This is a genomic window from Bradyrhizobium sp. AZCC 1610 (genome assembly GCF_036924515.1).
In the GTDB taxonomy this organism is placed as follows: Bacteria; Pseudomonadota; Alphaproteobacteria; order Rhizobiales; family Xanthobacteraceae; genus Bradyrhizobium.
This window is the reverse complement of the sequence record NZ_JAZHRR010000001.1, coordinates 3,318,659-3,344,373: the sequence shown is the minus strand read 5'-3', so window position 1 is coordinate 3,344,373 and position 25,715 is coordinate 3,318,659. Positions and strand designations below refer to the sequence as shown.

Here is a 25,715-nt window from a genome sequence, read left to right as displayed (position 1 = left end):
GAACCCGTCCCCTGGGCTCGACCGACACGGCGGCATCATAAGGATAGTCCTGCCCTGTGATTTCACAACTGGTATGACGCCATGACTTTTTTAAGGACGGCGCTTTTCGCGGCCAATCCAAACGCCGGATAAATAGGATCGTTCCGCTGAACGTATCCTGAATGCCGGCGTCTATTTTGCCGGCGAGGCAGGTGCTGCGCCGGGAGCCGGCGAGGGCGAAGCGGCGGGCGCAGGCGTCGCGTTGCCGGCGGTCGCAGGCGCCGCTGGTGCGGGGCTTGCCGCGGCAGCTTGGGGCTGGGCGCCCGGATTGATCCAGCAGACGTGGATGCGGCTGTCGAGGGTTTCGGCCACTTTGGGATCGATCTGTCCGCCGAAGCGGGTCAGGCAGCGGAAGGCCGCCTGGACATGGCCGCCGGGGCAGCCGAACCGGTCATAGAGATCGAGGTGCCGGAACGCGGTATCCAGGTCGTCGCGCCACATCAGGCGAACCACCCGGCGGCCGAGCCAGACGCATTCGGGGTTTCCACCCGGGCCGTTGATGGCCTGAGCCGCCTCGACGAATTCGTCGGCCTTGCGCTGGTTGTCCTTGTTGACGTCGGCGGCCTTGTCGGCTGGCGTCTTGCCGGACTGATCCTGCGGGGTCGGGCTGCCACTCTGGGCAAACGCTCCAGCCGATCCAATCAGGAGGGCCAGGCCGGCAGCGGCGAAGCGCCTCAAAACCGCAACTCTTGGATCAAGCACCCGTCGACGCATACATTCCCCGATTAGTTTCCAGCCGCGCGCGCGGCTGGTGTGGTGATCTGGCTTGTTGCCGCCCAAATAGGTCCCCAATGCGGCGGACATATCAGGCGATTCACATGACGGGTATTTCAGATTTTGTCCAGCAAAGTCACAACTTTATCATAGCGGTGGTGAAACTGCCGCAGGGGCTGAGGCGCAATAGGGCCACCATGCATCTTGGCAGAACGCCGATGAACGGGTAATCGACGGTCCCCGCCCGGAGGATGGAACCGATTTCTCTTCGTACGCCGCTGGCGCTTCTCCTTTCATCGCTCGGTATGATCGCGGCCCTTTGGTGGTGGCTGGCCACGCCGATTACGCTTGCGCGCGCGCCGATCGATCCCAACGCAAAACTGCAATGCGTTTCTTACGCGCCGTTCCGCGGCGCCCAGACGCCGCTGATTCCGACCACGCAAATCCTCCCTGAACAGATCGCGCAGGATCTGGCGCAGCTCGCCAAGATCACCGACTGCGTGCGGACCTATTCGATCGAGAACGGGCTCGATCAGGTTCCGGCCCTGGCCGCCAAGGTGGGGTTGAAGGTGATCCAGGGGATCTGGCTTTCAAGCAACCGGATCAAGAACCTCGCCCAGATTTCGGTTGCGGTCGAGCTGACCAAGGAACACCCAGGTGTCATTACCGCGCTGGTGGTCGGCAACGAGGTGCTGTTGCGCGGCGAGATGACGACGTCGGATCTTGCGGCCCATATCCGCTCGGTGAAATCGCGGGTCACCGTGCCGGTCACCTATGCCGATGTCTGGGAATTCTGGCTGCGCAACCGTGAAGTCTACGACGCCGTCGACTTCGTCACGATCCACATCCTGCCGTACTGGGAAGACATGCCGGTGCGCGCCAAACACGCCGCCGGCCATGTCGACGATATCCGCAAGCGGATGGCGGTGGCGTTTCCAAATAAGGAAATCCTGATCGGCGAAACCGGCTGGCCGAGCGCGGGCAGGATGCGCGAGGGCGCGCTGCCGTCGCGCACCAACCAGGCGCGCGTGGTGTCCGAAATCCTCGACCTCGCCAAGCGCGAAAAGTTTCGCGTCAACCTGATCGAGGCCTATGACCAGCCATGGAAGCGCCAGCTCGAGGGCACGGTCGGCGGCTATTGGGGCCTGATCGATGACGCGCAGCGGGCGGTGAAATATCCGCCCGGCGAGCCGATCAGCAATTATCCGTTCTGGAAACTGCAGATGGGATCCGGGATGGCGCTCAGCGCCTTCGTCTTCCTGGCGGGCTGGCTGACGCTGCGGCGGCGGCCGTGGAAGCCCGGGCTGGCCTCCTGGATCGCGGTCGGGACCTCGGCGACGACCGCCGGCATGCTGCTCGGGGTCGCCGCCGACAAGATGTTTTACGAGAGCTACGGGGCAGGCGGCTGGCTGCAATGGGGCGCGCTGCTGGCAGCCGCCATTGCGTCACCGATGCTGTGCGCGAACGCCGCGATGTCGGGCCGGTCGCTGCCGACATTCCTCGAACTGCTCGGACCGCGCGGCGGCCGGACCAAATCGGTGCTGACGGCGCTTTTGGGTCTCGTGCTCGTTGTCACCACGCTGATCGCGGCGGAAACCGCGCTCGGCTTTACGTTCGATCCGCGCTACCGCGATTTTCCGTTCGCCTCATTGACCATGGCGGTGGTGCCGTTCGCGGCCTTGATGCTGCTCAACCGGCCGAAAGAGGGCGTGCGCCCGATCGCCGAATCCGCTTTTGCCGGCCTGCTGGTCGCAGCCGCGCTATTCATTGGATTCAACGAGGGCAACCAGAACTGGCAGGCGATGTGGACCTGCGCCCTCTATCTGCTGCTGGCGCTCACGCTGTGGCGGGCGCGGGCCGTGCAAATCCCAAAATGAGCAGGCCGATCGCAATTCCCGACAGCGCGATATTGTAGAGCACGATCCCGAATCCCGCTGCGATCAGCCCGCCGGTCAACAGCACGATTGACGGCCGCATGACGTGAAGCGTCGCGATCACAAGCGCGGTGATGCCGAACACCGAATTCTTGAACAAATAGGTGGCGAGCGTCCGCGACTTGCACAGCATGGTCTGCAGGCCGGCGTCGCAGGCCAGTGCAACGGGTGAGAACTCGACCGCGAGGTAGCGCAGATAGAGCGCGTAGCCGACGGTGACGAAGCCGACCACCAACAGGAATTGCACTTGATAGGGCGTAAGCCGGAACGGGGATTTTTTCATCGGCGCAATATGGTCGGGATTGGCTGCCGGGACAAGCGTTCGCCTGCAGTGAGAAGGTGGATAAAAAATTCCGCGTAACACGCTGTAGTCAAAAAGATTATTGCGAACTTCTTCGGTTGAAGAAGGACGACAATGTCGACTGCGTTGTCGTCTGCGTTGTCGTCTGCGCTGCCGGTGGCGGCGCTTCCGGTTTCCTCGGCGCCTCCTCGACAACCACCGCCGCCCGCTTGGCGATGTCACGCCGGCGCGGGGGCGGCTTGGCAGCCGTGGGTGGCGGGTCATCGGATTTCAACGACAGCCGCTGGCCGTCGAAGATCGTGGTTTCGCAGGGGCGGTTGTTTTCGGTCAGGACGGCGCAGATCCTGGCGGCGGCGCCGGCGTCGTGCAGCGGACCGGCGACCAGGCGAAGCTGCATGCCGAGGCCATTGGTGCTCTCCTTGATGACGATGATCGGGCGCAACGCCGTCAGGGGGGCGTTCGATCTCGATTTCAACAGCCCGCGCCACAGCGCGCGCAGGCCGTTCACCGAATTGGCGGTGCCAAGGTCGACCCCGAACTCGGTTCGCTGCAGGGAGACTTTTGGCGCAGTGTCATCGTCGGCTTCCGCATCGGTCGCCGATGGCGCCGACGCCACGACGTCAGGAATCGGGCTTGCGATGACAGGGTTGGGAGCCTTGCCCGGCTCGATCAGCTTGCCGGCGGCGGGATCGGGCGGGGCCATCATCGACTGCGCAGCTATCAGCGGCGTCGCAGGCGACGGTTTTGCGGGCTCCGGCTTGACGGTGTCCGCTTTTGCGATGTCGGCCTTTGCCGCTTCCGGCTTTCCGGTTTCCGGCTTGGCGCTATCCGCTTTGGCGGCGTCGGTCTTCGTGGCATCCTTTGCGACGGAGGAAGCCGCCGTCGGGCCGGGCTCCGCGGCGGTGGCGCTGGTGGATTTGCCGGCGGCGGGCGCCGTGGGTTGGGTGGTTGCTACTGGTGCTACGGCTGGCGACGGCTGCGGGTTCTGGGCGGCCTGCGGTTCCGCATTGGCCACCGGCGGCAAAGCCGCAGCGGAACCCTGCCGGGCGATGGCCCCGGTGACGGAGTCGAGCCCCTGTTCCAGACCGGTGACCCGGGAATACAGCCGGTCGCGATCGCTATTGAGCGTATCGATGGCGGCGGCAAGCCGCCGCGCCTCGTTCTGGGTTTCCCTGGCGACCAGCTGGACCTGCTGCGCCTGCCGCGTCAGATCGGCGGCGGCGACCTGTTCCCGCTTCAATCCGAGCGACGACTGGTTGGCCATCACGGCCAGAATCACCGCAGCGATCGCGCCGACGCCCCAAGACCCCAGCCGCCACAGCGCGCGGCGGTCAAGCTCGTCTTCCTCGGCCAACAGGTTGCTCAGCACGCCACCGGTGTCATCCGCCTCGAAGTCCGCGAGATGGTCTGGTTTTTTGGCCAAGCGCCCCTGGCCCTCCTCAAGGCCCCGCCGAATCACGGGGCAAACATTAACAGGAAAAGCGCCGGCCACTTGAATCCGGACGTTTTCGGGGCGGCGAATCGGTTTGATCTCCGGGGGAAAACAATTAAAGACGGCCGGGAAAGCCGTTCGCCCGATACTTTCCGTCATGGCCGGGCTTGTCCCGGCCATCCACGTCTTTCCTGCTCGACGGGAATGAACACGTGGATGCCCGGCACAAGGCCGGGCATGACGAGCCAACTGAAAGTGCTCGATTTCATTGGCTGCTTTTTGAGTCAGACTCTGAGGACCACAATGACCGCTCGATCCAGCCTGACTGTCGTGCTTGCGGCCGGTGAGGGCACGCGCATGCGATCCTCCCTGCCGAAGGTGCTGCACCCCGTCGCCGGCCAGTCGCTGCTCGCGCATGTGCTGGACGCGGCCCCGCACGGCGAGGGCGCCTCGCTCGCGGTCGTGATCGGGCCGGACCACAAGGCGGTCGCCGACGAGGTTGCGCGCATCCGCTCCGATGCGGCAACCTTCATTCAGGCCGAGCGCCTCGGCACCGCGCATGCCGTGCTGGCCGCCCGCGCGGCGATCGCGCGCGGCGCCGACGATTTGCTGGTGGTGTTCGGCGACACGCCGCTGATTTCGGCTGAGACTTTTGCGCGGCTGCGCGCGCCGCTGGAAAAAGGCGCGGCCCTTGCCGTGCTCGGCTTCCGTGCCGCGGATCCGACCGGCTATGGCCGGCTGCTGCTCGAGGGCGACCGCCTGATGGCGATCCGCGAACATGCCGATGCGACACAAGAAGAGCGCAAGGTGACGCTGTGCAATGCCGGCGTGATGGCGTTCGATGGCCACCGCGCGCTGGAAATTCTCGACCGGATCGGCAACGCCAATAGCAAGGGCGAGTATTATCTGGTCGATGCCGTCGCTATTGTCAGGGAAATGGGATTGGAGGCCGTCGTGATCGAAACCAGCGAAGACGAAGTGCGCGGCATCAACAACAAGGCGCAGCTCGCCGAAGCCGAAGCGGTAATGCAGGCGCGGCTGCGCAAGGCCGCCCTCGATGCCGGCGTGACGCTGATCGCGCCGGAGACAATCTATCTCGCGGCCGATACCATTTTCGGCAGCGACGTCACCATCGAGCCGTTCGTGGTGATCGGCCCCGGCGTCACCATCGCCGACGGCGCGGTGATCCATTCGTTCTCGCACATCGTGCAGGCCTCGATCGGAAAGAAAGCCTCCGTCGGTCCCTATGCGCGCCTGCGCCCGGGCACCTCGCTCGGCGAGGGCGTTCGGATCGGCAATTTCGTCGAGACAAAGGCCGCGACGTTAGAGGCGGGTGCCAAGGTCAACCATCTCTCCTATGTCGGCGACGCCCATGTCGGCGCCAACGCCAATCTCGGCGCCGGCACCATCACCTGCAACTACGACGGCTTCTTCAAGCACAAGACCACGATCGGCACCGGCGCCTTCATCGGCACCAACTCGTCGCTGGTGGCCCCGGTGAAAATCGGCAACGGCGCCTATATCGGCTCGGGCTCCGTCATCACCAAGGACGTGCCCGATGACGCGATGGCCGTGGAGCGCAGTCCGCAGAGCAACCGCGAGGGCGGGGCGGCGCGGTATCGCGAGATGAAGATGCGGGCGAAGAAGCCGAAGGAGGGGTGACGCAGCGCTTGTGGAGCTTTCCGCTTAAGACTGTCTCAATCCGCAATAAGGTTATCGTCAAGAGTTGAAGGATTAGCGAGAGTCGCCCCCTGTGAATTCCACCTCTCGGACCCAAAGGACCACGGGAAGGGTTCGAAATCCTGCCTGTCATTGACATATTTACGTCTGGCAAAATATCCTTCGGAACGACCGGTCGATCCTCGGGCTGACCGACTTTCTTGCTGCAATGCAACTCGTCAGAGACCGGAGAACGAAATGCTGTCCCGTATTCTCGCAAGACTCGCTGTAGTGGCCGTGACGCTCGGCTTGTTCACCGGCGCTGCCATGGCGCAAGAAAAGTGGCCATCGAGGCCCGTGACGATCATCGTGCCGTTCGCTGCCGGCGGCAACACGGACGTCATGGCGCGCATTTTTGCAGAGCAACTGACGAAGCGGCTCGGCCAGCAGTTCGTCGTCGAGAACAAGGCCGGTGCGGGCGGGGTCAACGGCCTGCACGCGACGACGCGCGCGGCGCCGGACGGCTACACTGTTGCGGTGGCGACTTCCGGTGGAATCGCCATCAATCCGATACTGATCAAGGACAAGATCCCCTACGACGTCGAGAAAGACTTCACCTACCTCTATGGCATGGCGGCACAGCCGAACATCTGGCTCGTCAACCCATCCGTCCCGGCCAACACCATGGCGGAGCTGATCGCCTGGCTGAAGGCGAACCCGGAGACGCCGTATGCGACATCCGGCCCCGGCACGACGCAGCATATCTGCGGCGCGATGCTGGAGGACGCCGCGGGACTCAAGATGACGGCCGTCTCCTACCGCGCATCAAACATCAGCATCCAGGATCTGATTGGTGGTCAGATCAAGCTCGCCTGCGACAACTTCGCCGTGGCATACGAGCAGGTGAAAGGCGGCAAGCTGCGTGCCATCTCGATCACGTCGCCTGGGCCCTATCCGCTCGCCAAGGAGATACAGCCGACGGCCGCGACCCTGCCGGGCTTCGAACTGATGCCGGCATTCGGCTGGGTCGGCCCCGCCAATATGCCGCCCGACATCGTGAAGAAGCTCATTGAAGAGCTTGTCGCGGTCGGCAAGATCCCCGAAGTCCGCACCGCACTCGAAAAGTTTGGTGTACTCCAGACCGAACTGCCCGGTCCGGCCTACGCCGAGGCGCTCGCCAAGGAGCGCGCAGGGTACGCACGCGTGATCGAGCGTGCCGGGATCAAGGTGCCTTGAACGCCAGACAACCTAACCTAAGGTTTAGACGTAATTCCGGACTAATTCCGAATTCCGGTGACGGTGCACTTAAATTCCGGTGACAGTGCTGGACTGTCACCGGAATCCCCGGGCCAGGAATCAGCGGCAGCACCTCGCGCCGCGCACCGGCCACAACGTCGGAAGCAAGTACGGGCATCGACGCTACCGCCTAACTACTTGCGTAGCGTTGGGGGTGGTGTTGTGGTCGATCATGGTGGTCCTTATGTTATACCAAGTCCCAAGGCGTACGCCCCAGTAGAGCAGGTACTTCTGAACCCAGCCGACGTTGAGGAGCTCCATGGCTTCGAAGAAAATTCGGTCGGCATGGTCGCGCGTCGGCGCTTCAGGATGGGGATTGTTGAGCGCGATTAGGTAGCACAGGTAGTCATGAACGACGCCCGCGCGGCTCCAGCTTGCCCAAACTGGTAGGATCGACCACAGCAATCGTGGAATGGATGGACCGTCGGTGATGAAGCCCTTCGAAACGAGGATGACGCGACCGGAGCCGCGGCCTCCGACCTCATAGATGAGGGGCTCTGCCAAGCGCCATAAGCGCCAGCCATGCGTATCGTTACCGGAGAGATGCGTAACCGTCAGTTCGCTCGTGAATGCGCCCACAGCTCTTCCTCCCTTCCTCGAATAAGCGATCCCGTCAGTTGATGATGCGAGGACGTTAAGGGAGATCAGCTCCTCAGACTGTGATGAGCGTCACTAAGCTCTAAGCTTGACTGCGCATGATGCGCTCTGAAATCCAAGTGTTGCCCGAACAGCCCGGCACGGAAGGTGCCGCGCTCCAGCGGGAGCGAGAGAGGAGTGGCGCTAGCCCCCCAGAGGGCCACCGGGGCCGCGCAAAGTCGCATCAGCGGGCCTCGGACAATTGGGGGCGGTGATGCTCATCGGTTGTTTACCGCCGCGCAGAACTGTTCCGTGACCGCCGTCGTTTCCTCGGTGACGTTCCAGCCGTTCGTCTCGGCCTTTTCCTTGGCCAACTTCTGCTCGATCTGAAGCATCTTTTTGATGAGCGCGTACGGCTTCCAGTCGGCCTTGGACAGCTTGACGGGGGGCGCACCGCAGACGTTGTGGGCAATCGCTTTCTGCACACTAGTGCTGACGTCGCTCATGTGGTCCTCGACCACGGCGGTGAAGCGCGCCTTGGCGTATTGGCTGTTGGCTGCGATGAAGTCCTTGCAGAAGGCGACCCGTTGACCTCCGTCGCGGGCCTTGATGTAGGCCGTCTGCGTTTCATAATGGAGGCGGTAGGCGAGTTTGTTGGCGTTCGGATCGGTTTTCACCGCTTCATGCATGGCGCGGTGGTCATCCGAGGTGGCGTCATTGATCCTGAAGTCACATACTTTGGCGAGGGAGACGACCGGAACGTAGGCCCGCACCTTGGCTTCCAAGGCATCGTTGGCCTGCGCAACTGGTGCGAACAGGCTGGCGGCGATTGCGAAAGCGGCGAGACAGCGTTTCACGGGTGACATGCTCCAGATCACCGAACAGCAGGCGGCGGGGTTGGCATCGCGGTGGCCGACCGCACACAAGCGCGGCGACCCCAGTCGCGAAGCGTCCAGCCCAAAAAACGGGTTGAGCAACTTATTGTGCGAATTCCTTGGACGGCTGTCGAGCGCCCATCTTAATCTGGACCATGGTTCCGGATCCCGATTAGGAATTACGGTGACAGTGCACTCAATTGCACTTCGCTAGCGGCAGATTAAGTGCACTGTCACCGTAATTCCCCGTAATTCCTGCGTAATTCCTAGGCCATGATGATTCCTAAGCCATGATGATCCTTCGGCTTCGCCGGCGTCGGCTTCGCAGAACAAGATGGCGCTGAGCGTCGCCTAACGATCATGCAGGAAATTCACAGGGGACGCGAAATAACGCGTCCTAGCCGCTCCTGCTGGATCGACGTAGAGGCATCCGTAGTCTCCCGGATCAAATCGCGAGGGGATTTGCGCTACAACGTAAGTCGCACCGGAGCTAGAGGATTTTATTACAGACGATTTTTTTATCCGGTGGGCCGCGGAGCAATCTGCGGCCATTTTGCTTTCTGAACCCGGAGCTGGAAGCCGCCCGCGATATCCGCGCCGCACAGTGCGCAGTCGTGTTCAGAGAGGCGTCGTGAGAGAGGAGCCGACCCGAACCGGACGTGACTTAACCTCTGGGCTTCGTCTCGTCTTCTAACTCCCGAAGTCGATCGATTTGCATTTTGAAGTTCGCGGGTATTTCTCGATCTTCCTGTATCGACGCTCGTAGTCTTTCGCCAATCTTTTGAACGATCGCGCGACTGTGTCGGGAGTCAATCTCAACAGTGTTTCGCTCAACAGTCTTTCGCATAAAGGTCTCCAGCGCGCACGACTCAACGACGCCCCGACAGTAATATCGAGGGCCTTCTTCCTGCTTGCAGATCAGACGGAGACCGTCGCCTTTGGCTATCTTGCGCGAGCGCTCTTGAACAGCGGGTCCGAAGACCTTTGGCTATCCGCGACATGCGCCGTTCATTGACGGCGGGCGACGGTCTCGCATCAACAATTCCGCGATGAGGACTTTCGTTCCGGTTCCATTAACGGTTGTTCAGCTTTCCTGGATCGGGAACTTTTTGAGACGACAGAACTCTTTGGATAGTCGGGTGCCCCGCCGCCGGGGCAGCCCCGACCTGAACGGTCCCAGCCCGCTGCCCCCCTTAGCGCTGGGATCGTTCTTTTGTTTGACCCCGGCACAGGGCCTTCAGGGCGGGTTGGCCGGGGGATTACGGTGCCAGTGCACTTAATCCGACCGAGGGTTGCCGGATCCGACCGAGGGTTGCCGGCGTGGGTGCACCGTAATTCCGAAATGAAAATGCGGGCCAAGGCGCCGAAAGAGGGTTAAGCGCAGGGCTTGTTAAGCTGCTAAGTCTGTCTCAATCGGAATAAGGTCGCGACCATCTAATTGATGCGTCGTGTTCCCCCTCAAGCTCAAGCCGAATGCGGAGGGCGAAGGTTAAGTGTCACCGTAACGGCAGTCGGTTAGTTCACCGCAGCGCGGCGGCCATCATCCTCGATGGTCTCGATCTCGGCGTCATGGCGTGCGCTATAACCTGGCCGAAGTCACGCATGTCGAACCAGCGCGCCGCAAACCGGGCAGGTGCCGAAATGCTCGATCAGCGGCGCAATCTGGATGCTGTGACCGGTTGTTAATCTGGCCAAATCTCCTGCTTGCGTTCATTAAAGCCGAGCACGCGTTTGCAATCGGTCCACCGTGCGACCTCGCCCTCCATTCCATCCGGATCCCTGAAGGTAACGAGACGGATGGCGCCGAAATCCGTAATGGTCCCATCCGACGCGCCAGCCTTCACCAGACGTCGTCTGATTTCTTGTAAGCGCACTTCATCGTCTACCTTCAGCGCGAGATGATCTATGTGACCTCTCTTCCCCATCTGCATCGAGCCGTCTTCATACCCCGTTTGTTCCGGCATTTGGAACGGATGGAGGGCGAAGCCTTCTCCAAGGTCGATAAGCGAGTGACGAATAGTGCCGCCACCGGGACCGGGCTCGGAGAGATCGAACTTGGTCTCTGCATCGAAGACTTCTTCGTAGAAGCGAATGAAACGGTCCATGTTGCGTGTGAACACCGTGAGATGGTGTGCACCGACGGTTACAGGCATACCGAGCCTCCCTTGCCGAAATGCAGAGCATAGCAAATCGCACTGAACCGGGCGACCTGAAGCCGCGACACATCACTGACGCGAATGTCCAATTTAGAATTACGCAGCACTGTCACCGTAATCCGGTGCGACGGTTCAGCGCCCGCATCATTCCGATCCACGCCATCATCTCCGGCCCGTCACGCTCGGCGACCAGCAGCAGCACCTCCATCGCGGTTTGCCATTCCTCGGCATCGTGCTCCGCCTTCGGCAACTCGGTGATGTAGGCGGCGGCATCGCGCAGCGTCTTGAGCTTGCGTCCATCCGGCAAGATGATTGGATCAAAGAAGCGCTGCGACCAGGCATCAGACGCCGAAATAAATAGAACCCCGCTGGTACCGCCGAGCGGGGTCCTACCGGGTGAATGAAACTACGCGCGTGATGAAATTCCCGGGACCAAGATTAAAATTCTCTCGTTCCGAATTCACAAGCCGATTCTGTTCTTCTCCGTATTTCTACGGGAAAAAGTGGCAGGTCGACGGCTGGCGGCTCGTCGTGACCCCTCCCGACGTTGCGCCCGCGCGCGTCGTAGGTCAGTGGTGTCTCAGTTTGAATTTTTTTGGGGGCTGCTTTGCCGGAAGTGCTCCACGGCACCATTAATTTGAACCCAATCATGTTTCGACTGTTCGAAAACCGATATGACGGGGGCTGGGTATTTTGGTTCTGCCATCGCGCCGACTGCAACGGCGATCAGCGCGGGCAGATTGCTGAGTTTCCAGTAGACTGTTGAGCCGCACTGTGGACAAAAATAGTTATGGATTTTCCCGCCGCTTGCGGCGGCGTGCGTGAACTCCTTTGAGGTTCCTGAGATGGTGACAACATCAGCGGGGTAATAAGCGCCTACACCGAACGGCGCGCCGGTTCGGCGTTGGCAGTCGATGCAGTGACAAGCAACGACCAGCTTGGATGGTTCTTTTGGAAGCGAGAGCGTGACTGCACCGCAGCTGCATCGAGCGTCAGCCATTCGAAATATCCTCCAATTGCCTCTGAGCAAGCAAAGCTTACCGCGAAGGGACGACGGGCCATCCGACCGATGACGGTCAAATCGATCTGATCGAACTTTATGGGGCTTTATTGCTCCGTCAAAGCTCGCAGTGACCCCACGGGGGACACATCAGCGATCTCGTCGCCTGAGGTTGACGTCATGCGGGCATTGAACCGCAGCCAGGTTCGCGAGTTTCTGCCAAGGTTCATCACTGGGGCGGAGAAAGCTCAAGAGGGACAGGCTGTGATCTAGTTCACATCTTCGGCCCCAAGAAAAATGATAGCTTGGAATTGGAATTGGTGCAGATCAAACAAACGAGGTTAGATCATGCCCGCCATATTCGATCTCCTGTACCGCGAATACTGCCGTGCCCGCCTCGCCGAGATGCGGAAACAGCTTCTGATCTCGCCTGACAGGCATGAGGTCCCAGAAGCGCTTTGCGATGCCAAGAATGCTGTCGGCGCTGGTCCGGTAGACGGCAGTGAGACAACCACGCAGCACGAACTGCCGAAGCATTAGGCCGATCTATAACCGCAGCAATTACGGTGACAGTGCATTTAACTGCCTTTATCGCTGGGGGAGCTTGCTGATTTGGGGAATTACGGTGACAGTGCACTCAATTGCACTTCGCCTGCGGCGATTAAGTGCACTGTCACCGTAATTAATCTGTTCAATTGAACCTCCCTACCGAACGATCCGAAAAACTTGGCCGGTTTCCGTCGCGGCATTGGCGTCGCCTTCGCGCTGGCCGCACAGAATGCCGTTAGACAGCGTAATGTCTTTAGGACATTCTGTCCGCATGGCAGAGTCAGAAACAGAACTCGAATATAAGCAAGGGTTCATCCTGCGCGTCACAAAATCCAAAACCGCCAGCGGCATGAAGCAATGGCAAATCGCCGAAGCCATAGGTATTCCACAGGACAAATACAAACAATATGAGACCCGGAGCTTGATGCCCCATCATCTGATTGGCCGGTTCTACATTATCTGCCGGGTTGACCCGGAATGGCTGGTAACTGGTCGTGGCAAGAAGCCCACGGGACCGTGACGGTTTTCTGCCTACTGCATCGTCCCGCGCGCCGCCTCGGTGATCTCGATCTTTGCCGGCGTGCCGCGCCCATCCTCCGCGACCTACACCAAGCGGATCGCACACCGTGGAAGCAGCAATCAACTCACGGTCTCATCTGTTGGGTTTATAGTTCGAGGTAACGCCCCCTAACTCTCACCCAAACAGGTGAGACCGCCTTTATTCACGTTAGCTGACAAATACCGCTTGTAAGGTCCCAAGGGGAACCTTAGGCTCTCATTCATAATTTGCGGCCATTTCACTCCTCAGCCATTTCAATCCTCATTTGTATTCGGGGGACCTCATATGCGTAAGCGCATTAGCGCGACATTAGCTACCGCCGTGACCTTTGTATTGATCGGCGCCACGTTATCGCCAGCAAGCGTCTTGCCAAACGGCTGGATGCTTCCGCAACTTGCCGATGGCCTGAATAATCCGCGGCACTTTCAAAATGGCCAAGACCTGTTCGACGATGTGCTGACGTTGGACAACGGGGTGGGTAAAGGAACCGTCGTAACAACGGTCAGCACCCAACCTTCATTCAGGGCCGACGTGTCGGTAAATGGGCAAGGGTTGATGGCCGCGTATGCCTTCGGAGGTTATTACTTCCAATACAACGGTCCTAACCCCGAAATCCATGTTCTGATAACTGGGAGCGGCGGTGTTTCGAACGCCATCTCGACCCCCAATCAAGTAAGTGCTTATTTTCAAGGAGGTTCGTACGGGACCGTCTTGCTGGGTGAAGCATGCGGCTCAACCCATGGCGGCTGCGGCACGCAGCAATCGTCCACTTCGTTCAGCACGCCATTTACGCTTACGAATGGCACAATTTACAATATCCAAATGAACTTGTTCGTCGATGCAAACACCCTCGGCATTGGTGGCGGCACCGACACCCAGTTCGCATTCATTGACCCGATCATTAGTTTCGATCCAGCCTTTGGCAATCAGGGTCCGCTGGACCTTTTATTTACTGGTGGAGTTGGAAACATAGCGGTCGGCGGCGTTCCTGAACCCTCCACCTGGGCAATGATGATCCTGGGCTTCGCTGGTGTCGGCTACATGACGTATCGCCGACGCAAGACCGTTGCACTCGCAGCCTGATCGGATCGGAATTACGGTGACAGTGCTGGACTGGACTGCACCCCTGGAATGAGACACGATAATTTCTGTGACAGGCTCATTTTGAGGATGACCTGTGGCAGCAAGAGCAAAGAGCCGTCAGTATCCGACGCGCACAAATTGAAGGCGATCAAGCGTGCGGAAGGTGGCGCGACGATTGCCGACATCCAAACTACGGCGGCAACAGAACAACTCTTGCCGCTTAATCCCCCTATCCCGATTAGGGTATATTGCTAATTGTCTCGTCGCCTGAGGTTGACGTCATGCGGGCATTGAACCGCAGCCAGGTTCGCGAGTTTCTGCCAAGGTTCATCACTGGGGCGGAGAAAGCTCAAGAGGGACAGGCTGTGATCTAGTTCACATCTTGCGCCCCAGGAAAAATGATAGCTTGGAATTGGAATTGGTGCAGATCAAACAAACGAGGTTAGATCATGCCCGCCATATTCGATCTCCTGTACCGCGAATACTGCCGTGCCCGCCTCGCCGAGATGCGGAAACAGCTTCTGATCTCGCCTGACAGGCATGAGGTCCCGGAAGCGCTTTGCGATGCCAAGAATGCTGTCGGCGCTGGTCCGGTAGACGGCAGTGAGACAACCACGCAGCACGAACTGCCGAAGCATTAGGCCGATCTATAACCGCAGCAATTACGGTGACAGTGCATTTAACTGCCTTTATCGCTGGGGGAGCTTGCTGATTTGCGCTGCGCGTTCAGCTCAATTTGTTGAACCAAATCAACCTGATGCTAGCAGTCCAGCCTTGTTCGAAAAAATATTCCGCTTTCGCCGATGGGCAAATCAGCACTATCACTTCGCCCGTCCACCCCGGCAAGAGGGGCGTATCGCGATCGTCACGGACGCGGGGTTGGATGCGGTGGACGCAGCGGCGTCGGGCGCGATCGTGGTCGCAGGGCGGGTTCTCCCGTGAGTGATCTTACGTTTGCGCAGACGACCGGCGTTTCAAGGCCTTCGCCAGAACTTCGGCCGGCATCTCGTCGATCGGAGTGGCGGTTGAGGGCGCTGCGTACGGCGAAGTCGTGTGGTTCTGGCATCCGTTGCTGATGTCAAGCCAGCGGAGACGCGTCGGCCCGACCGGGCTTAGACAAATCTCAATCCGCTGGTGACGGTGACAAAAGGAATTCGTCGCCGGGAAGAGCACGAAGTAAGCCGTAAAGCCATTGCGCAGGGAATGCCGGATTGCCTCCGCTGAACCTGTATGCTCGTGTGCGTTTCCTTCTACCCATTGCACGCGAGACCGCGGGTGCAGCGCGCATTCGGCATTCCCTGCTCCCTCTCTTTGGGAGAGCCAAGGCCAAAGCTCGGGCAGGTCATGCCGCGGGATCGCGAACCCGTATTCCGCGCGCCTCGCTGATGTGACAGGTTAAGCCCTGGTCAGGCGGTCCGTTAAGCTTTCCGCTTAAGACTGTCTCAATACGCAACAATTATTGAGTACCTGTCGGACTGCGAACTTCGTTAAGAGACTAGCGGGTTGCGACGCTATTCGTCGATTTGGGGATATCAAACCGCATGTGCGGCATTGTCGGCATTCTTGGGAAAGCTCCGGTCGCGGAGCTGTTGGTGGATTCACTCAAGCGGCTTGAATATCGCGGCTATGATTCCGCAGGCGTCGCCACGCTGGAAGGCGGTCACCTCGCGCGCCGCCGCGCCGAGGGCAAGCTGAAGAACCTCGAAAAGCGGCTGGATGCCGAACCGCTCAAGGGCCACACCGGAATCGGGCATACCCGCTGGGCAACCCACGGCAAGCCGACCGAGAACAACGCGCATCCGCATGCGACCGATCGCGTCGCCGTGGTTCACAACGGCATCATCGAGAATTTCCGCGAGCTGCGCGAAGCGCTCGAGAAAAAGGGGACGGTGTTCAAGACCGAAACCGATACCGAGATCGTTTTGCACCTGGTCGACAGCCTGCTGCAGAAGGGCATCAAGCCGGTCGAGGCGGTGAGGGCGGCGCTGTCGGAACTGCGCGGTGCGTTCGCGCTCGGGTTCATCTTCTCAGGCGACGACGATCTGATGATCGGCGCCCGCAACGGCCCGCCGCTGGCGATAGGTCACGGCGACGGCGAAATGTATCTGGGGTCGGACGCGATCGCGCTCGGGCCGTTCACCGACACGATCAGCTATCTCGAAGACGGCGATTGGGTGGTGCTGACGCGCAAGGGCGCCACCGTCTACGACAAGAACAACGCCATCGTTCACCGCGAAGCGGTCAAGCACATGGCCTCGACCTCGCTGGTCGACAAGGCGAACTACCGCCACTTCATGGCCAAGGAAATCCACGAGCAGCCGGAAGTGGTCGGGCATACCCTTGCCAGATATATCGACATGGCGAGCGAGCGCGTCATGCTGCCGGTCAAGCTGCCGTTCGACTTCAAGGATATCCAGCGCATTTCGATCACGGCCTGCGGCACCGCGAGCTATGCCGGCTACGTCGCCAAATACTGGTTCGAGCGGCTGGCGCGCGTGCCGGTCGAAGTCGATGTCGCCTCGGAATTCCGTTACCGCGAGGCGCCCTTGCGCAAGGGCGATCTCGCGATCTTCATTTCGCAGTCCGGCGAGACCGCCGACACGCTGGCCGCGCTGCGCTACGCCAAGGCCGAGGGCGTCCACACCGTATCGGTGGTGAACGTGCCGACCTCGACGATTGCGCGCGAAAGCGAAACCGTGCTGCAGACGCTAGCCGGTCCCGAAATCGGCGTCGCCTCGACCAAGGCCTTCACCTGCCAGTTGATGGTGCTGGCCTCGCTTGCCGTTGCTGCCGGCAAGGCGCGCGGCGAGTTGTCGGATGAGGACGAAACAAAGCTCGTCCACGGCCTCGTCGAGATTCCGCGCCTGATGGCGGCGGCGCTGACCTCAGAGCCGCAGATCGAGAAGCTGGCGCGCGACATTTCGAAATCGAAGGACGTGCTCTATCTCGGCCGCGGCACCAGCTATCCCTTGGCGCTGGAAGGCGCGCTGAAGCTGAAGGAAATTTCCTACATTCACGCCGAGGGCTATGCCGCCGGCGAACTCAAGCACGGGCCGATCGCCTTGATCGACGAGAACATGCCGGTCGTGGTGATCGCGCCGTTCGACCGGGTGTTCGAGAAGACCGTCTCCAACATGCAGGAAGTCGCGGCCCGCGGCGGCAGGATCATTCTCATGACTGACGCCAAGGGCGCGGCGGAAGCCACCATCGACTCCCTGGTCACCATCGTGCTGCCCGACATGGCGGCGGCGTTCACCCCGATGGTCTACGCCATCCCGGTGCAACTGCTGGCCTATCATACCGCCGTGGTGATGGGCACCGACGTGGATCAGCCGCGAAATCTCGCCAAATCGGTAACGGTCGAATAGTCAAGCCCATCGACTGTCACGCCGGGTCTTCAAAAACCTGCTAGGATGGCTTAGCTGGCATAGAAGCCCGCCGCCCCGACCTGGAACTCCAATGAACCGCGAAGAACTACCCCCGACCTCGCCCCTGCTGGATGAACCTCTCCCAGAGGCCCACCCTCCCGGGTTAATGGCCCGTTTTCGGAACTATTTTCTGACCGGACTGGTTGTCGCAGGGCCGGTTGCGATCACGTTTTATTTGACCTGGTGGTTCGTGAACTGGGTCGACAATCTGGTCCGCCCGTTCGTGCCGACCGTCTACCGTCCCGAAACCTATCTGCCGTTCGGCTTGCCCGGTTCGGGGCTGATCGTCGCGGTGGTGGCGCTGACGCTGCTCGGTTTCCTCACCGCCAACCTGATCGGGCGGACGCTGGTCGATCTCGGCGAACGCCTGCTCGGCCGGATGCCGGTGGTGCGCGCGATCTATCGCGGCCTCAAGCAGGTGTTCGAGACGCTGTTCTCGGGCAAGGGGTCGAGCTTTCGCAAGGTCGGCCTGGTCGAATTTCCCTCGCCGGGCATGTGGTCGATCGTTTTGATCTCGCAGTCGCCGAGCGTGGACGTTGCGAACAAATTGCCCAGCCAGGAGGAGCACATCTCGGTTTTCCTGCCCTGCGCGCCGAACCCGACCACGGGTTTCTTCTTCTACGTCCCGAAGAGCAAGATCATCGAAGTCGACATGAGCACCGAAGACGCCGCGACCCTGATCATGTCGGCCGGCGTGGTGCAGCCCGGCTCCGATCCGCAGAAACGCAATGCCGCCGCGCTGGCCGGCATGGCGAACGCGGCGCGCGTGGCGAATTCGGCCAAGCTGCAGCCGGCTCCGGCAAAGGTGAAGGTGGAGAAGGTAGAGTAGGGCTTCCGCTGCGGCGGCCGCCTGATGGCGCGGCCTCCCGCGCGCCGGCTGACTGTCCCTTGTGCCGATAATCTCGAATGCTGGCAGGCTGAAACCATGGTCAGGAAGATCGAAGGCATCATTCCGGTAATGATCACGCCGTTCACCGAAAACGGCCAGATCGATTACCCGGGCCTTGGCCGGCTGGTGGAATGGTACATCGACAATGGTTCGGACGCGCTGTTCGCGGTCTGCCAGTCCAGCGAGATGCAGTTTCTCAATCTCGACGAGCGGGTTGCGCTTGCCGCTTTTGTTAAGAAAGCCGCCGCCGGCCGCGTGCCGGTGATCGCTTCCGGTCACATCAGCGAAAGCCTGGAGGACCAGCTTGCCGAGCTGACCGCGATTGCCGCGACCGGGGTCGACGGCATGGTGCTCGTCACCAACCGTCTCGACGCCAGGCGGGAAGGCGGCAGCAAGTTCATCGACGATCTGAGCTGGCTGCTCGAACGGCTGCCGAAGCAAATGCCGCTCGGCCTCTACGAGTGCCCGGCGCCCTATCGCCGGCTGCTGACCGACGACGAGCTGACGTTCTGCGCCCGGACCGGCCGCTTCGTCATTCTCAAGGACGTCTCCTGCGACCTCGAAACGGTGAAGCGCCGGGTGGCGCTGACCAGGGGCACGCCGCTTGCCGTCGTCAACGCCAATGCGGCGATTGCCTATGAGGCGATGAAAGCCGGTTCGCGCGGGTTTACCGGCGTGTTCACGAACTTTCATCCCGATCTCTACAAATGGATGATGACCGAGAACGCCGCCCATCCGGCGCTGGCGGACGAGCTTTCCGTCTATCTTGCGCTGTCGGCGATGGCCGAGCCGATGGGCTATCCGAAGCTTGCAAAGCTCTACCACCAGCGTCTCGGCACGTTTTCCTGCACCGACAGCCGTGCCGTCACCTTCGATATCCACGAAAAATTCTGGGCTCTCGACGCGCTACTGGACAAGATCGTCGAGGGCACCGACCACTACCGGCGGCGCATTGCCGTGGTTGATGCGAGCAAGACTTATCCCGCACCGATCAGCGGCACGGCTTCATCGCGTTCATACAGATAAAGCAGGCAGCGCAGCGCCTCGCCGCGTTCGCCCTTGAGCCTTGGATTGTCCTTCATGATACGGAGCGCCTCGTCACGCGCCTGCGTGATCAGCTGGGCATGCACGTCGGAGCGGGCGATGCGATAGCCGGGCAGGCCGCTCTGGCGGATGCCGAGCACGTCGCCTTCGCCGCGCAGCTTCAGGTCCTCCTCGGCGATCCGAAAGCCGTCGGTGGTCTCGCGGATCACCTTCAGCCGCGCCTTCGACATTTCGCCGAGCGGTTCCTTGTAGAGCAGCAGGCAGGTAGACGCCTCCGAGCCGCGCCCGATCCGGCCGCGCAACTGGTGCAATTGCGCGAGCCCGAAGCGCTCGGCGTTCTCGATCACCATGATGGTCGCGGCCGGGACGTCGACGCCGACCTCGACCACCGTGGTCGCCACCAAGAGGCCGATCTCATGGGCGGCGAATTGCGCCATCACGCGGTCCTTCTCCGTACCCTTCATCTGCCCGTGGACGAGACCAACCTTGTCGCCGAAGCGCTGCTGCAGTTTTTCAAACCGCTCCGTCGCGTTGGTGAGGTGCTCGGTACCTTCGGCTTCGGATTCCTCCACCAGCGGGCAGATCCAGTAGACCAGCTTGCCGGCCTGCAGCGCACGGCCGACGCCATCCGTCACCTCGTCGAGGCGGCTCATCGATATGGTGCGGGTTTCGATCGGCTGGCGGCCGGCCGGCTTCTCGCGCAATTCGGAGGCGTCCATGTCGCCAAAGTATGTGAGCACCAGCGTGCGCGGGATCGGCGTCGCGCTCAAGACCAGCACGTCGACCGCTTCGCCCTTGTTGGTCAGCGCGAGCCGTTCGCGCACGCCGAAACGATGCTGTTCGTCGACGACGGCGAGCGCCAGCGCCTTGAAGATCACGTCGTCCTGGATCAGCGCGTGCGTTCCGACCAGAAAATCGATCTCGCCCGCTTCCAGCTGGCCTAAGATTTCGCGGCGCTCCTTGCCCTTCTCGCGGCCGGTCAGGATCGCCACGCGGAGGCCGGCGCGTTCCGCCAGCGGCGCGATGGTCTTGATATGCTGGCGGGCGAGGATTTCGGTGGGCGCCATCAGCGCGGCCTGCTTGCCGGCCTCGACGACCGCAGCGGCGGCAAGCAGCGCCACGACGGTCTTGCCGGACCCGACGTCGCCCTGCAGCAGCCGCAGCATCCTAACCGGCTGGCGCAGATCCTCGGCGATGGCGGCGACCGCCTCGCGCTGCGAGCCGGTGAGTGCATAAGGCAACGCGTCGATGATCTTGCGGCGCAGGTGGCCGTCGCCGGCGTTGCGGTCGCCCGCCGGACGCCGCAACTGCGCGCGCACCAGCGCCAGCGCCAGTTGGCCGGCTAGGAGTTCGTCGAAGGCGAGCCGCGACCAGAACGGACCATCGGGCAGGATGTCGGTGAGTTCGAGCGGCACATGCACGCGGTTCAGCGCTTCCCGGATCGGCGGAAAGCTGCAGCGGCGAATGACTTCCGGGCTGATCCACTCGGGCAAATCAGGCAGCTTTTGCAGCGCCTGTGCGATCGCGCGGCGCAGCGAGCCCAAAGCAAGGCCTTCAGTGAGGGGATAGACCGGGTCGATCCCGGAGAGTTTTGCAAACCCCGCTTCGTCGACGACGCGGTCGGGATGCACGATCTGCGGAATGCCGTCATACATCTGCAGCGTGCCGGAAACGTAGCGCTTCTCGCCGACTGGCAGCAGCTTCTCGACATAACCGGGCTTGGCGCGGAAGAATGTCAGCACCACGTCGCCGGTATCGTCCGAGGCATAGACGAGGTAGGGCGCGCGGGAATTGCGCGGCGGCGGCGGCCGGTGGCGATCCACGGTGACCTCCAGCGTCACCACGGTTCCCTGCACAGCCTCGCGAATCTTCGGCCGCGCCCGGCGGTCGATCACGCTCGCCGGCAGGTGCAGCAGCAGGTCGACCAGCCGCGGCGTCTCATCGCGCCCCAGCAGATAGCGCAACAGCTTGTCCTGCTTCGGCCCGACGCCGGGAAGGCTCGTGACCAGCGCAAACAGCGGATTGAGCAGGGTGGGGCGCATTGGTCTCTCGTCGCACACAAGCGTCATGCGCGGGCTTGACCCGCGCATCCATCTTCAAAAGAGGATGGATTGCCGGGTCAAGCCCGGCAATGACGAGACAGCTGATAATCGCGAACAACAAGGGCTGACATTGCCGATCCCGACCGCTATATCAACCCCGCCCGGCACGTCCGGGCTTTTGGCGTTCGAAATGGAATGGGACAATGACGGGTACGACACGATCAAGCGGTGGCCTCGACGACCGCCGCAAGCGGCTTTTGTTCCGCTGCTGGCATCGCGGTACCCGCGAGATGGATCTCATCCTCGGCCGCTTTGCGGATGCCGAGATATCGGGCATGCGCGATGACGAACTGGCCGAACTCGAGCGCCTGATCGAGGTGCCCGATCCCGATCTCTATGCCGCGCTGCTCGGCGACACGCCGCTCGATCCTGAACATGCGACCGCGCTGTTCGACCGCATCAAGGCGTTTCGCGCCGTGGATCACGACGCATGAAGTCGCCTGTCAAATCGCCTGCCGCGCTGCTCGCTCCCGGCCGTGCGCTGACCTTTGCCAACGTTGCCGAGGGCGCGGAGGGGCTGGTTGTATCCGATCTTGCCCGTGCGGTGGCGGCACGACCCAAACCGCCGGCGGTGAGCCTTGCCGTCGTCTGCCGCGACGGTCCGCGCATGCAGCAGCTCGCGCGGGCGCTGGAATTCTTCGCCCCCGATTTGCCCGTGATGCAATTTCCGGCCTGGGACTGCCAGCCCTATGACCGGGTGTCGCCGCATGGCGGCATCCTGGCGCAGCGCCTGACCACGCTGGCGCGGCTGTCGCGCCTGCAGGGCAGTGACAAGCCGCTGATCGTGCTGACGACCGTCAACGCCATCGTGCAGCGCGTGCCGGCCCGCGAGGTCATGGCGGCGCAGGCGCTGTCGGTTGCGCCCGGCCATGTCGTGCCGATGGACTCGATCGTGGCCTGGCTGGAGCACAATGGCTACAACCGCTCCTCGACCGTACGCGAGCCCGGCGAGTATGCCGTGCGCGGCGGCATCCTCGATCTGTTTCCGGCCGGACTCGACCAACCGGTGCGGTTCGACTTCTTCGGCGACAGCCTGGAATCAATCCGTACTTTCGACGCGGAAACGCAGCGAACGCTGCTCGACATGCGCGCGCTCGATCTGGTTCCGGTCTCGGAATTCCAGCTCGTCACCGAAACCATCCGCCGCTTTCGCATGGGCTATGTCGCGACCTTCGGCGCGCCGCAGCGCGACGATCTGCTCTATGAAGCCGTCAGCGAGGGCCGCCGCCATCCCGGCATGGAGCATTGGCTGCCCCTGTTTCAGGAGCGGATGGATACGCTGTTCGACTATCTCGACGGCGCGCCGGTCGCGATCGAGCCGCAAGGCGAGGACGCCGCCCGCGAGCGCTTCAAGCAGATCCTGGATTATTACGAGGCGAGGCGCGAGGCGCTGGACCATCCAGGCGGCGGCGCGATCTACAAGCCCTTGCCGCCGGACCGGCTCTACCTGACGGAAACCGAGTGGACGACACGACTCAGCGAGGCCGCACTGGCTCGGCTGACGCCATTTGCTGTGCCTGAGGGCAGCGCCGACGTGTTCGACGCCGGCGCGCGGCAGGGCCGCAATTTCACGCCCGAGCGCGCCGACGGTTCGGTCAATGTGTTCGAAGCCGTGGTGGCGCACGTGCTGGCGTTGCAGGCGCAACGCAAGAAGGTGGTGATCACGCTGTGGAGCGAAGGCTCCCGCGACCGCATGGGCAGCATGCTGCGCGACCACAAGCTCGCCAATCTCACCAGCGTCAACGCCTGGCGCACGGTGCAGGCGACGCCGCGTAACGAGGCCATGCTGGCGGTGGTCGGCATGGAGAGCGGTTTCGAGACCGACGAATTCGCCGTCATCAGCGAGCAGGACATCCTCGGCGACCGCCTGGTGCGGCCGCGCAAGGCAAGCCGCAAGCTCGATAACTTTATCTCCGAAGTCACGAGCCTCGCAACCGGTGATCTCGTCGTCCATGTCGAGCACGGCATCGGACGCTTTGTCGGATTGCAGACCATCGAGGTCGGCGGCGCGCCGCATGACTGTCTCGAGCTGCATTATGCCGCCGAAACAAAGCTGTTCCTCCCCGTCGAGAACATCGAGCTGCTGTCGCGTTACGGCTCCGACCATTCCAATGTCGAACTCGACCGGCTGGGCGGCGGTGGTTGGCAGGCGCGCAAGGCAAAACTCAAGAACCGCATCCGCGAGATTGCCGGCGAACTGATCAAGATCGCGGCCGAGCGGCACCTGCATGAGGCCCCGAAAATGCCGGTGCAGCCGCATGTCTATGACGAGTTCTGTGCGCGCTTCCCCTACGAGGAAACCGAGGACCAGTTAGGGGCCATCACGTCCACGCTGAAGGACCTCGAAAGCGGCCGGCCGATGGACCGGCTGATCTGCGGCGACGTCGGCTTCGGCAAGACCGAGGTGGCGCTGCGCGCGGCATTTGCCGTCGCGCTCGAAGGCAAGCAGGTTGCCGTCGTGGTGCCGACCACGCTGCTCGCGCGGCAGCACAGCAAGAACTTTGCCGAACGCTTCCGCGGCTTTCCGGTCAATGTCGCGCAGGCCTCGCGCCTGGTTGCGTCGAAGGAACTGACGCAGGTCAAGAAGGGGATCGCCGAGGGCAACGTCGACATCGTGATCGGCACCCACGCGCTGCTCGGCAAATCCATCAAATTCAGGGACCTTGGGCTTCTGATCGTCGATGAGGAGCAGCACTTCGGCGTCAGTCACAAGGAGAAATTGAAGCAGTTGCGCGCCCAGGTCCACGTGCTGACGCTGAGCGCGACGCCGATTCCGCGGACGCTGCAGTTGGCGCTGACCGGCGTGCGCGACCTCTCGATCATCGCCTCGCCCCCGGTCGACCGGTTGGCGGTGCGCACTTTCGTGGCGCCGCACGATCCCCTGATGATCCGCGAGGCGCTGCTGCGCGAACGTTATCGCGGCGGGCAGGCGTTCTATGTGGTGCCAAGGATCGAGGATCTCGCCGGCGTCAAGGATTTTCTCGACAAGAACGTGCCGGAGATGAAGGTCGCGGTTGCGCACGGCCAGATGGCGCCGACCGTCATCGAAGACATCATGTCGGCATTCTACGACGGCAAGTACGACATCCTGCTCTCGACCACGATCATCGAGTCCGGCCTCGATATCCCCACGGCCAATACGCTGATCGTGCATCGCGCCGACATGTTCGGGCTGGCGCAGCTCTATCAGCTCCGCGGCCGTGTGGGGCGCTCGAAACTGCGAGCGTATGCGCTGTTCACGCTGCCGGCGCAGCAAAAGATCACAGCGCAGGCCGAGCGGCGGCTGAAGGTGCTGCAGTCGCTGGAAACGCTGGGGGCGGGTTTTCAGTTGGCCTCGCACGACCTCGACATCCGCGGCGCCGGCAATTTGTTGGGCGAGGAGCAGTCCGGCCACATCAAGGAAGTCGGCTTCGAGCTCTATCAATCGATGCTGGAGGAAGCGATCCTCAACCTCAAGGCCGGCGTGGCGGAGCCTGCTGCCGACCGCTGGTCGCCGCAGATCACCATCGGCATGCCGGTGCTGATCCCCGAGAACTACGTCAACGACCTCGCGGTGCGGCTGTCGCTGTACCGGCGGCTGGCCGGTCTCGAAACCGACGAGGAGATCGACAATTTCGCCGCCGAGATGCGCGACCGCTTCGGCGTGCTGCCGGACGAAGTCCGCTATCTCTTCAAGGTCGCGGCCATCAAGGCCTATTGCCGCAGAGCCAATGTCGAGAAGGTCGATGCCGGACCGAAGGGCGCGGTCATTACTTTCCGGGAGAACAAGTTCGCGCAGCCGGACCGGCTGGTGTTCTTCATCCGTCAGCACGGCCAGGCTGCCAAGGTGCGCCCGGACATGAAGGTGGTGTTCCTGCAGACATGGAAGACGCCGGAAGAGCGGTTGATGGGCACGACCGAGATCCTGCGGCAACTCGCCAATCTTGCGGAGAGCAAGAAGGCGGCTTAATTGGTTCGTGTCCCGGACGCGGTGCAGCGCGTAGCGCTGCTCCGCAGAGCCGGGATCCATTCACGCGCACGCGCAGGACGGATGGACCCCGGATCAGTTGCGCACCGCCGGAATCGCGCGAAGCGCGATC

The 25,715-nt window shown here is 61.9% G+C and carries 20 protein-coding genes and 1 pseudogene; 11 read left to right on the top strand and 10 right to left on the bottom strand.

The genetic code is table 11. The features are described 5' to 3' along the window. Nucleotides 1-171: 171 nt before the first annotated feature. Entirely contained in the window at nt 172-753 is a 582-nt protein-coding gene (locus V1279_RS16490; protein WP_334437684.1) for a beta-1-3, beta-1-6-glucan biosynthesis protein, read from the bottom strand. Nucleotides 754-1,004: 251 nt separating this feature from the next. On the opposite strand from V1279_RS16490, the gene V1279_RS16485 reads away from it, so the two are divergent. After that, entirely contained in the window at nt 1,005-2,630 is a 1,626-nt protein-coding gene (locus V1279_RS16485) for a glycoside hydrolase family 17 protein (RefSeq protein WP_334437681.1), read from the top strand. Here V1279_RS16485 and V1279_RS16480 read toward each other — a convergent pair. Both V1279_RS16480 and V1279_RS16475 read right to left on the bottom strand, forming a co-directional pair. Continuing rightward, a complete protein-coding gene (locus tag V1279_RS16480; protein ID WP_334437678.1) occupies nt 2,590-2,970 on the bottom strand; it encodes a hypothetical protein in 381 nt (126 codons plus the stop codon). The genes V1279_RS16485 and V1279_RS16480 overlap by 41 nt on opposite strands. A 97-nt stretch (nt 2,971-3,067) precedes the next feature. Next, on the bottom strand, nt 3,068-4,411 hold the full coding sequence (locus tag V1279_RS16475; protein ID WP_334437675.1) for a hypothetical protein: 1,344 nt from the start codon (nt 4,409-4,411) through the stop codon (nt 3,068-3,070). 312 nt (nt 4,412-4,723) lie between these two features. Here V1279_RS16475 and glmU point away from each other — a divergent pair, with 312 nt between their 5' ends. Together glmU and V1279_RS16465 are read left to right on the top strand one after the other, a co-directional pair. Then, nucleotides 4,724-6,082, top strand: a complete 1,359-nt coding sequence (gene glmU / locus V1279_RS16470) for a bifunctional UDP-N-acetylglucosamine diphosphorylase/glucosamine-1-phosphate N-acetyltransferase GlmU (RefSeq protein ID WP_334437672.1) — start codon at nt 4,724-4,726, stop codon at nt 6,080-6,082. Between the two features lie 255 nt (nt 6,083-6,337). Next, a complete protein-coding gene (locus V1279_RS16465; protein ID WP_334437670.1) occupies nt 6,338-7,315 on the top strand; it encodes a Bug family tripartite tricarboxylate transporter substrate binding protein in 978 nt (325 codons plus the stop codon). A 183-nt stretch (nt 7,316-7,498) separates the two neighbouring features. Here V1279_RS16465 and V1279_RS16460 read toward each other — a convergent pair whose 3' ends face one another. The 6 genes from V1279_RS16460 to V1279_RS16435 form a co-directional block, all read right to left on the bottom strand. Continuing rightward, entirely contained in the window at nt 7,499-7,954 is a 456-nt protein-coding gene (locus V1279_RS16460; RefSeq protein WP_334437667.1) for a DUF1353 domain-containing protein, read from the bottom strand. A gap of 275 nt (nt 7,955-8,229) precedes the next feature. Then, nucleotides 8,230-8,928: a hypothetical protein gene (locus V1279_RS16455; RefSeq protein ID WP_334437664.1), complete on the bottom strand. Its 699-nt coding sequence runs from the start codon at nt 8,926-8,928 to the stop codon at nt 8,230-8,232. Nucleotides 8,929-10,508: 1,580 nt separating this feature from the next. Further along, complete coding sequence (locus V1279_RS16450; RefSeq protein ID WP_334437661.1) at nt 10,509-10,979, bottom strand: VOC family protein; 471 nt, start codon at nt 10,977-10,979, stop codon at nt 10,509-10,511. Nucleotides 10,980-11,091: 112 nt separating this feature from the next. Beyond that, nucleotides 11,092-11,289 (bottom strand): hypothetical protein, encoded by a 198-nt coding sequence (locus V1279_RS16445; RefSeq protein WP_334437658.1) that lies wholly within the window; start codon nt 11,287-11,289, stop codon nt 11,092-11,094. 273 nt (nt 11,290-11,562) lie between these two features. Beyond that, on the bottom strand, nt 11,563-11,982 hold the full coding sequence (locus tag V1279_RS16440) for a GFA family protein (RefSeq protein WP_334437654.1): 420 nt from the start codon (nt 11,980-11,982) through the stop codon (nt 11,563-11,565). Between the two features lie 327 nt (nt 11,983-12,309). Further along, on the bottom strand, nt 12,310-12,519 hold the full coding sequence (locus tag V1279_RS16435; protein WP_334437651.1) for a hypothetical protein: 210 nt from the start codon (nt 12,517-12,519) through the stop codon (nt 12,310-12,312). Between the two features lie 283 nt (nt 12,520-12,802). Here V1279_RS16435 and V1279_RS16430 point away from each other — a divergent pair, with 283 nt between their 5' ends. From V1279_RS16430 to V1279_RS16405, 6 genes and pseudogenes are all read left to right on the top strand, one after another. Beyond that, nucleotides 12,803-13,051 carry a hypothetical protein gene (locus V1279_RS16430; protein WP_334437649.1) on the top strand — a complete coding sequence of 83 codons (249 nt, stop codon included), beginning with the start codon at nt 12,803-12,805 and terminating at the stop codon, nt 13,049-13,051. Nucleotides 13,052-14,074: 1,023 nt separating this feature from the next. Further along, nucleotides 14,075-14,173, top strand: a pseudogene (locus tag V1279_RS37840) (PEPxxWA-CTERM sorting domain-containing protein); the annotation flags it as partial. Nucleotides 14,174-14,622: 449 nt separating this feature from the next. Further along, the gene (locus tag V1279_RS16420; RefSeq protein WP_334437646.1) at nt 14,623-14,814 is read left to right on the top strand and encodes a hypothetical protein; all 192 of its coding nucleotides are present in this window, start codon (nt 14,623-14,625) and stop codon (nt 14,812-14,814) included. A gap of 900 nt (nt 14,815-15,714) precedes the next feature. Beyond that, entirely contained in the window at nt 15,715-17,541 is a 1,827-nt protein-coding gene (glmS, locus tag V1279_RS16415) for a glutamine--fructose-6-phosphate transaminase (isomerizing) (RefSeq protein WP_334437645.1), read from the top strand. A 91-nt stretch (nt 17,542-17,632) separates the two neighbouring features. After that, nucleotides 17,633-18,430: a DUF502 domain-containing protein gene (locus V1279_RS16410; protein ID WP_334437643.1), complete on the top strand. Its 798-nt coding sequence runs from the start codon at nt 17,633-17,635 to the stop codon at nt 18,428-18,430. A gap of 96 nt (nt 18,431-18,526) precedes the next feature. Further along, nucleotides 18,527-19,516 (top strand): dihydrodipicolinate synthase family protein, encoded by a 990-nt coding sequence (locus tag V1279_RS16405; protein ID WP_334446422.1) that lies wholly within the window; start codon nt 18,527-18,529, stop codon nt 19,514-19,516. On the opposite strand, the gene recG is transcribed toward V1279_RS16405, so the two are convergent. Beyond that, the gene (recG, locus tag V1279_RS16400; protein WP_334437642.1) at nt 19,468-21,576 is read right to left on the bottom strand and encodes an ATP-dependent DNA helicase RecG; all 2,109 of its coding nucleotides are present in this window, start codon (nt 21,574-21,576) and stop codon (nt 19,468-19,470) included. The two genes, V1279_RS16405 and recG, sit on opposite strands and share 49 nt — an antisense overlap. A 203-nt stretch (nt 21,577-21,779) precedes the next feature. Between recG and V1279_RS16395 the strand changes: the two genes are divergently transcribed. After that, nucleotides 21,780-22,070 (top strand): FAD assembly factor SdhE, encoded by a 291-nt coding sequence (locus V1279_RS16395; protein ID WP_334437641.1) that lies wholly within the window; start codon nt 21,780-21,782, stop codon nt 22,068-22,070. Continuing rightward, nucleotides 22,067-25,585, top strand: a complete 3,519-nt coding sequence (gene mfd / locus V1279_RS16390) for a transcription-repair coupling factor (RefSeq protein ID WP_334437640.1) — start codon at nt 22,067-22,069, stop codon at nt 25,583-25,585. The genes V1279_RS16395 and mfd overlap by 4 nt, the downstream gene beginning before the upstream one ends. The last annotated feature ends 130 nt before the right edge of the window (nt 25,586-25,715 follow it).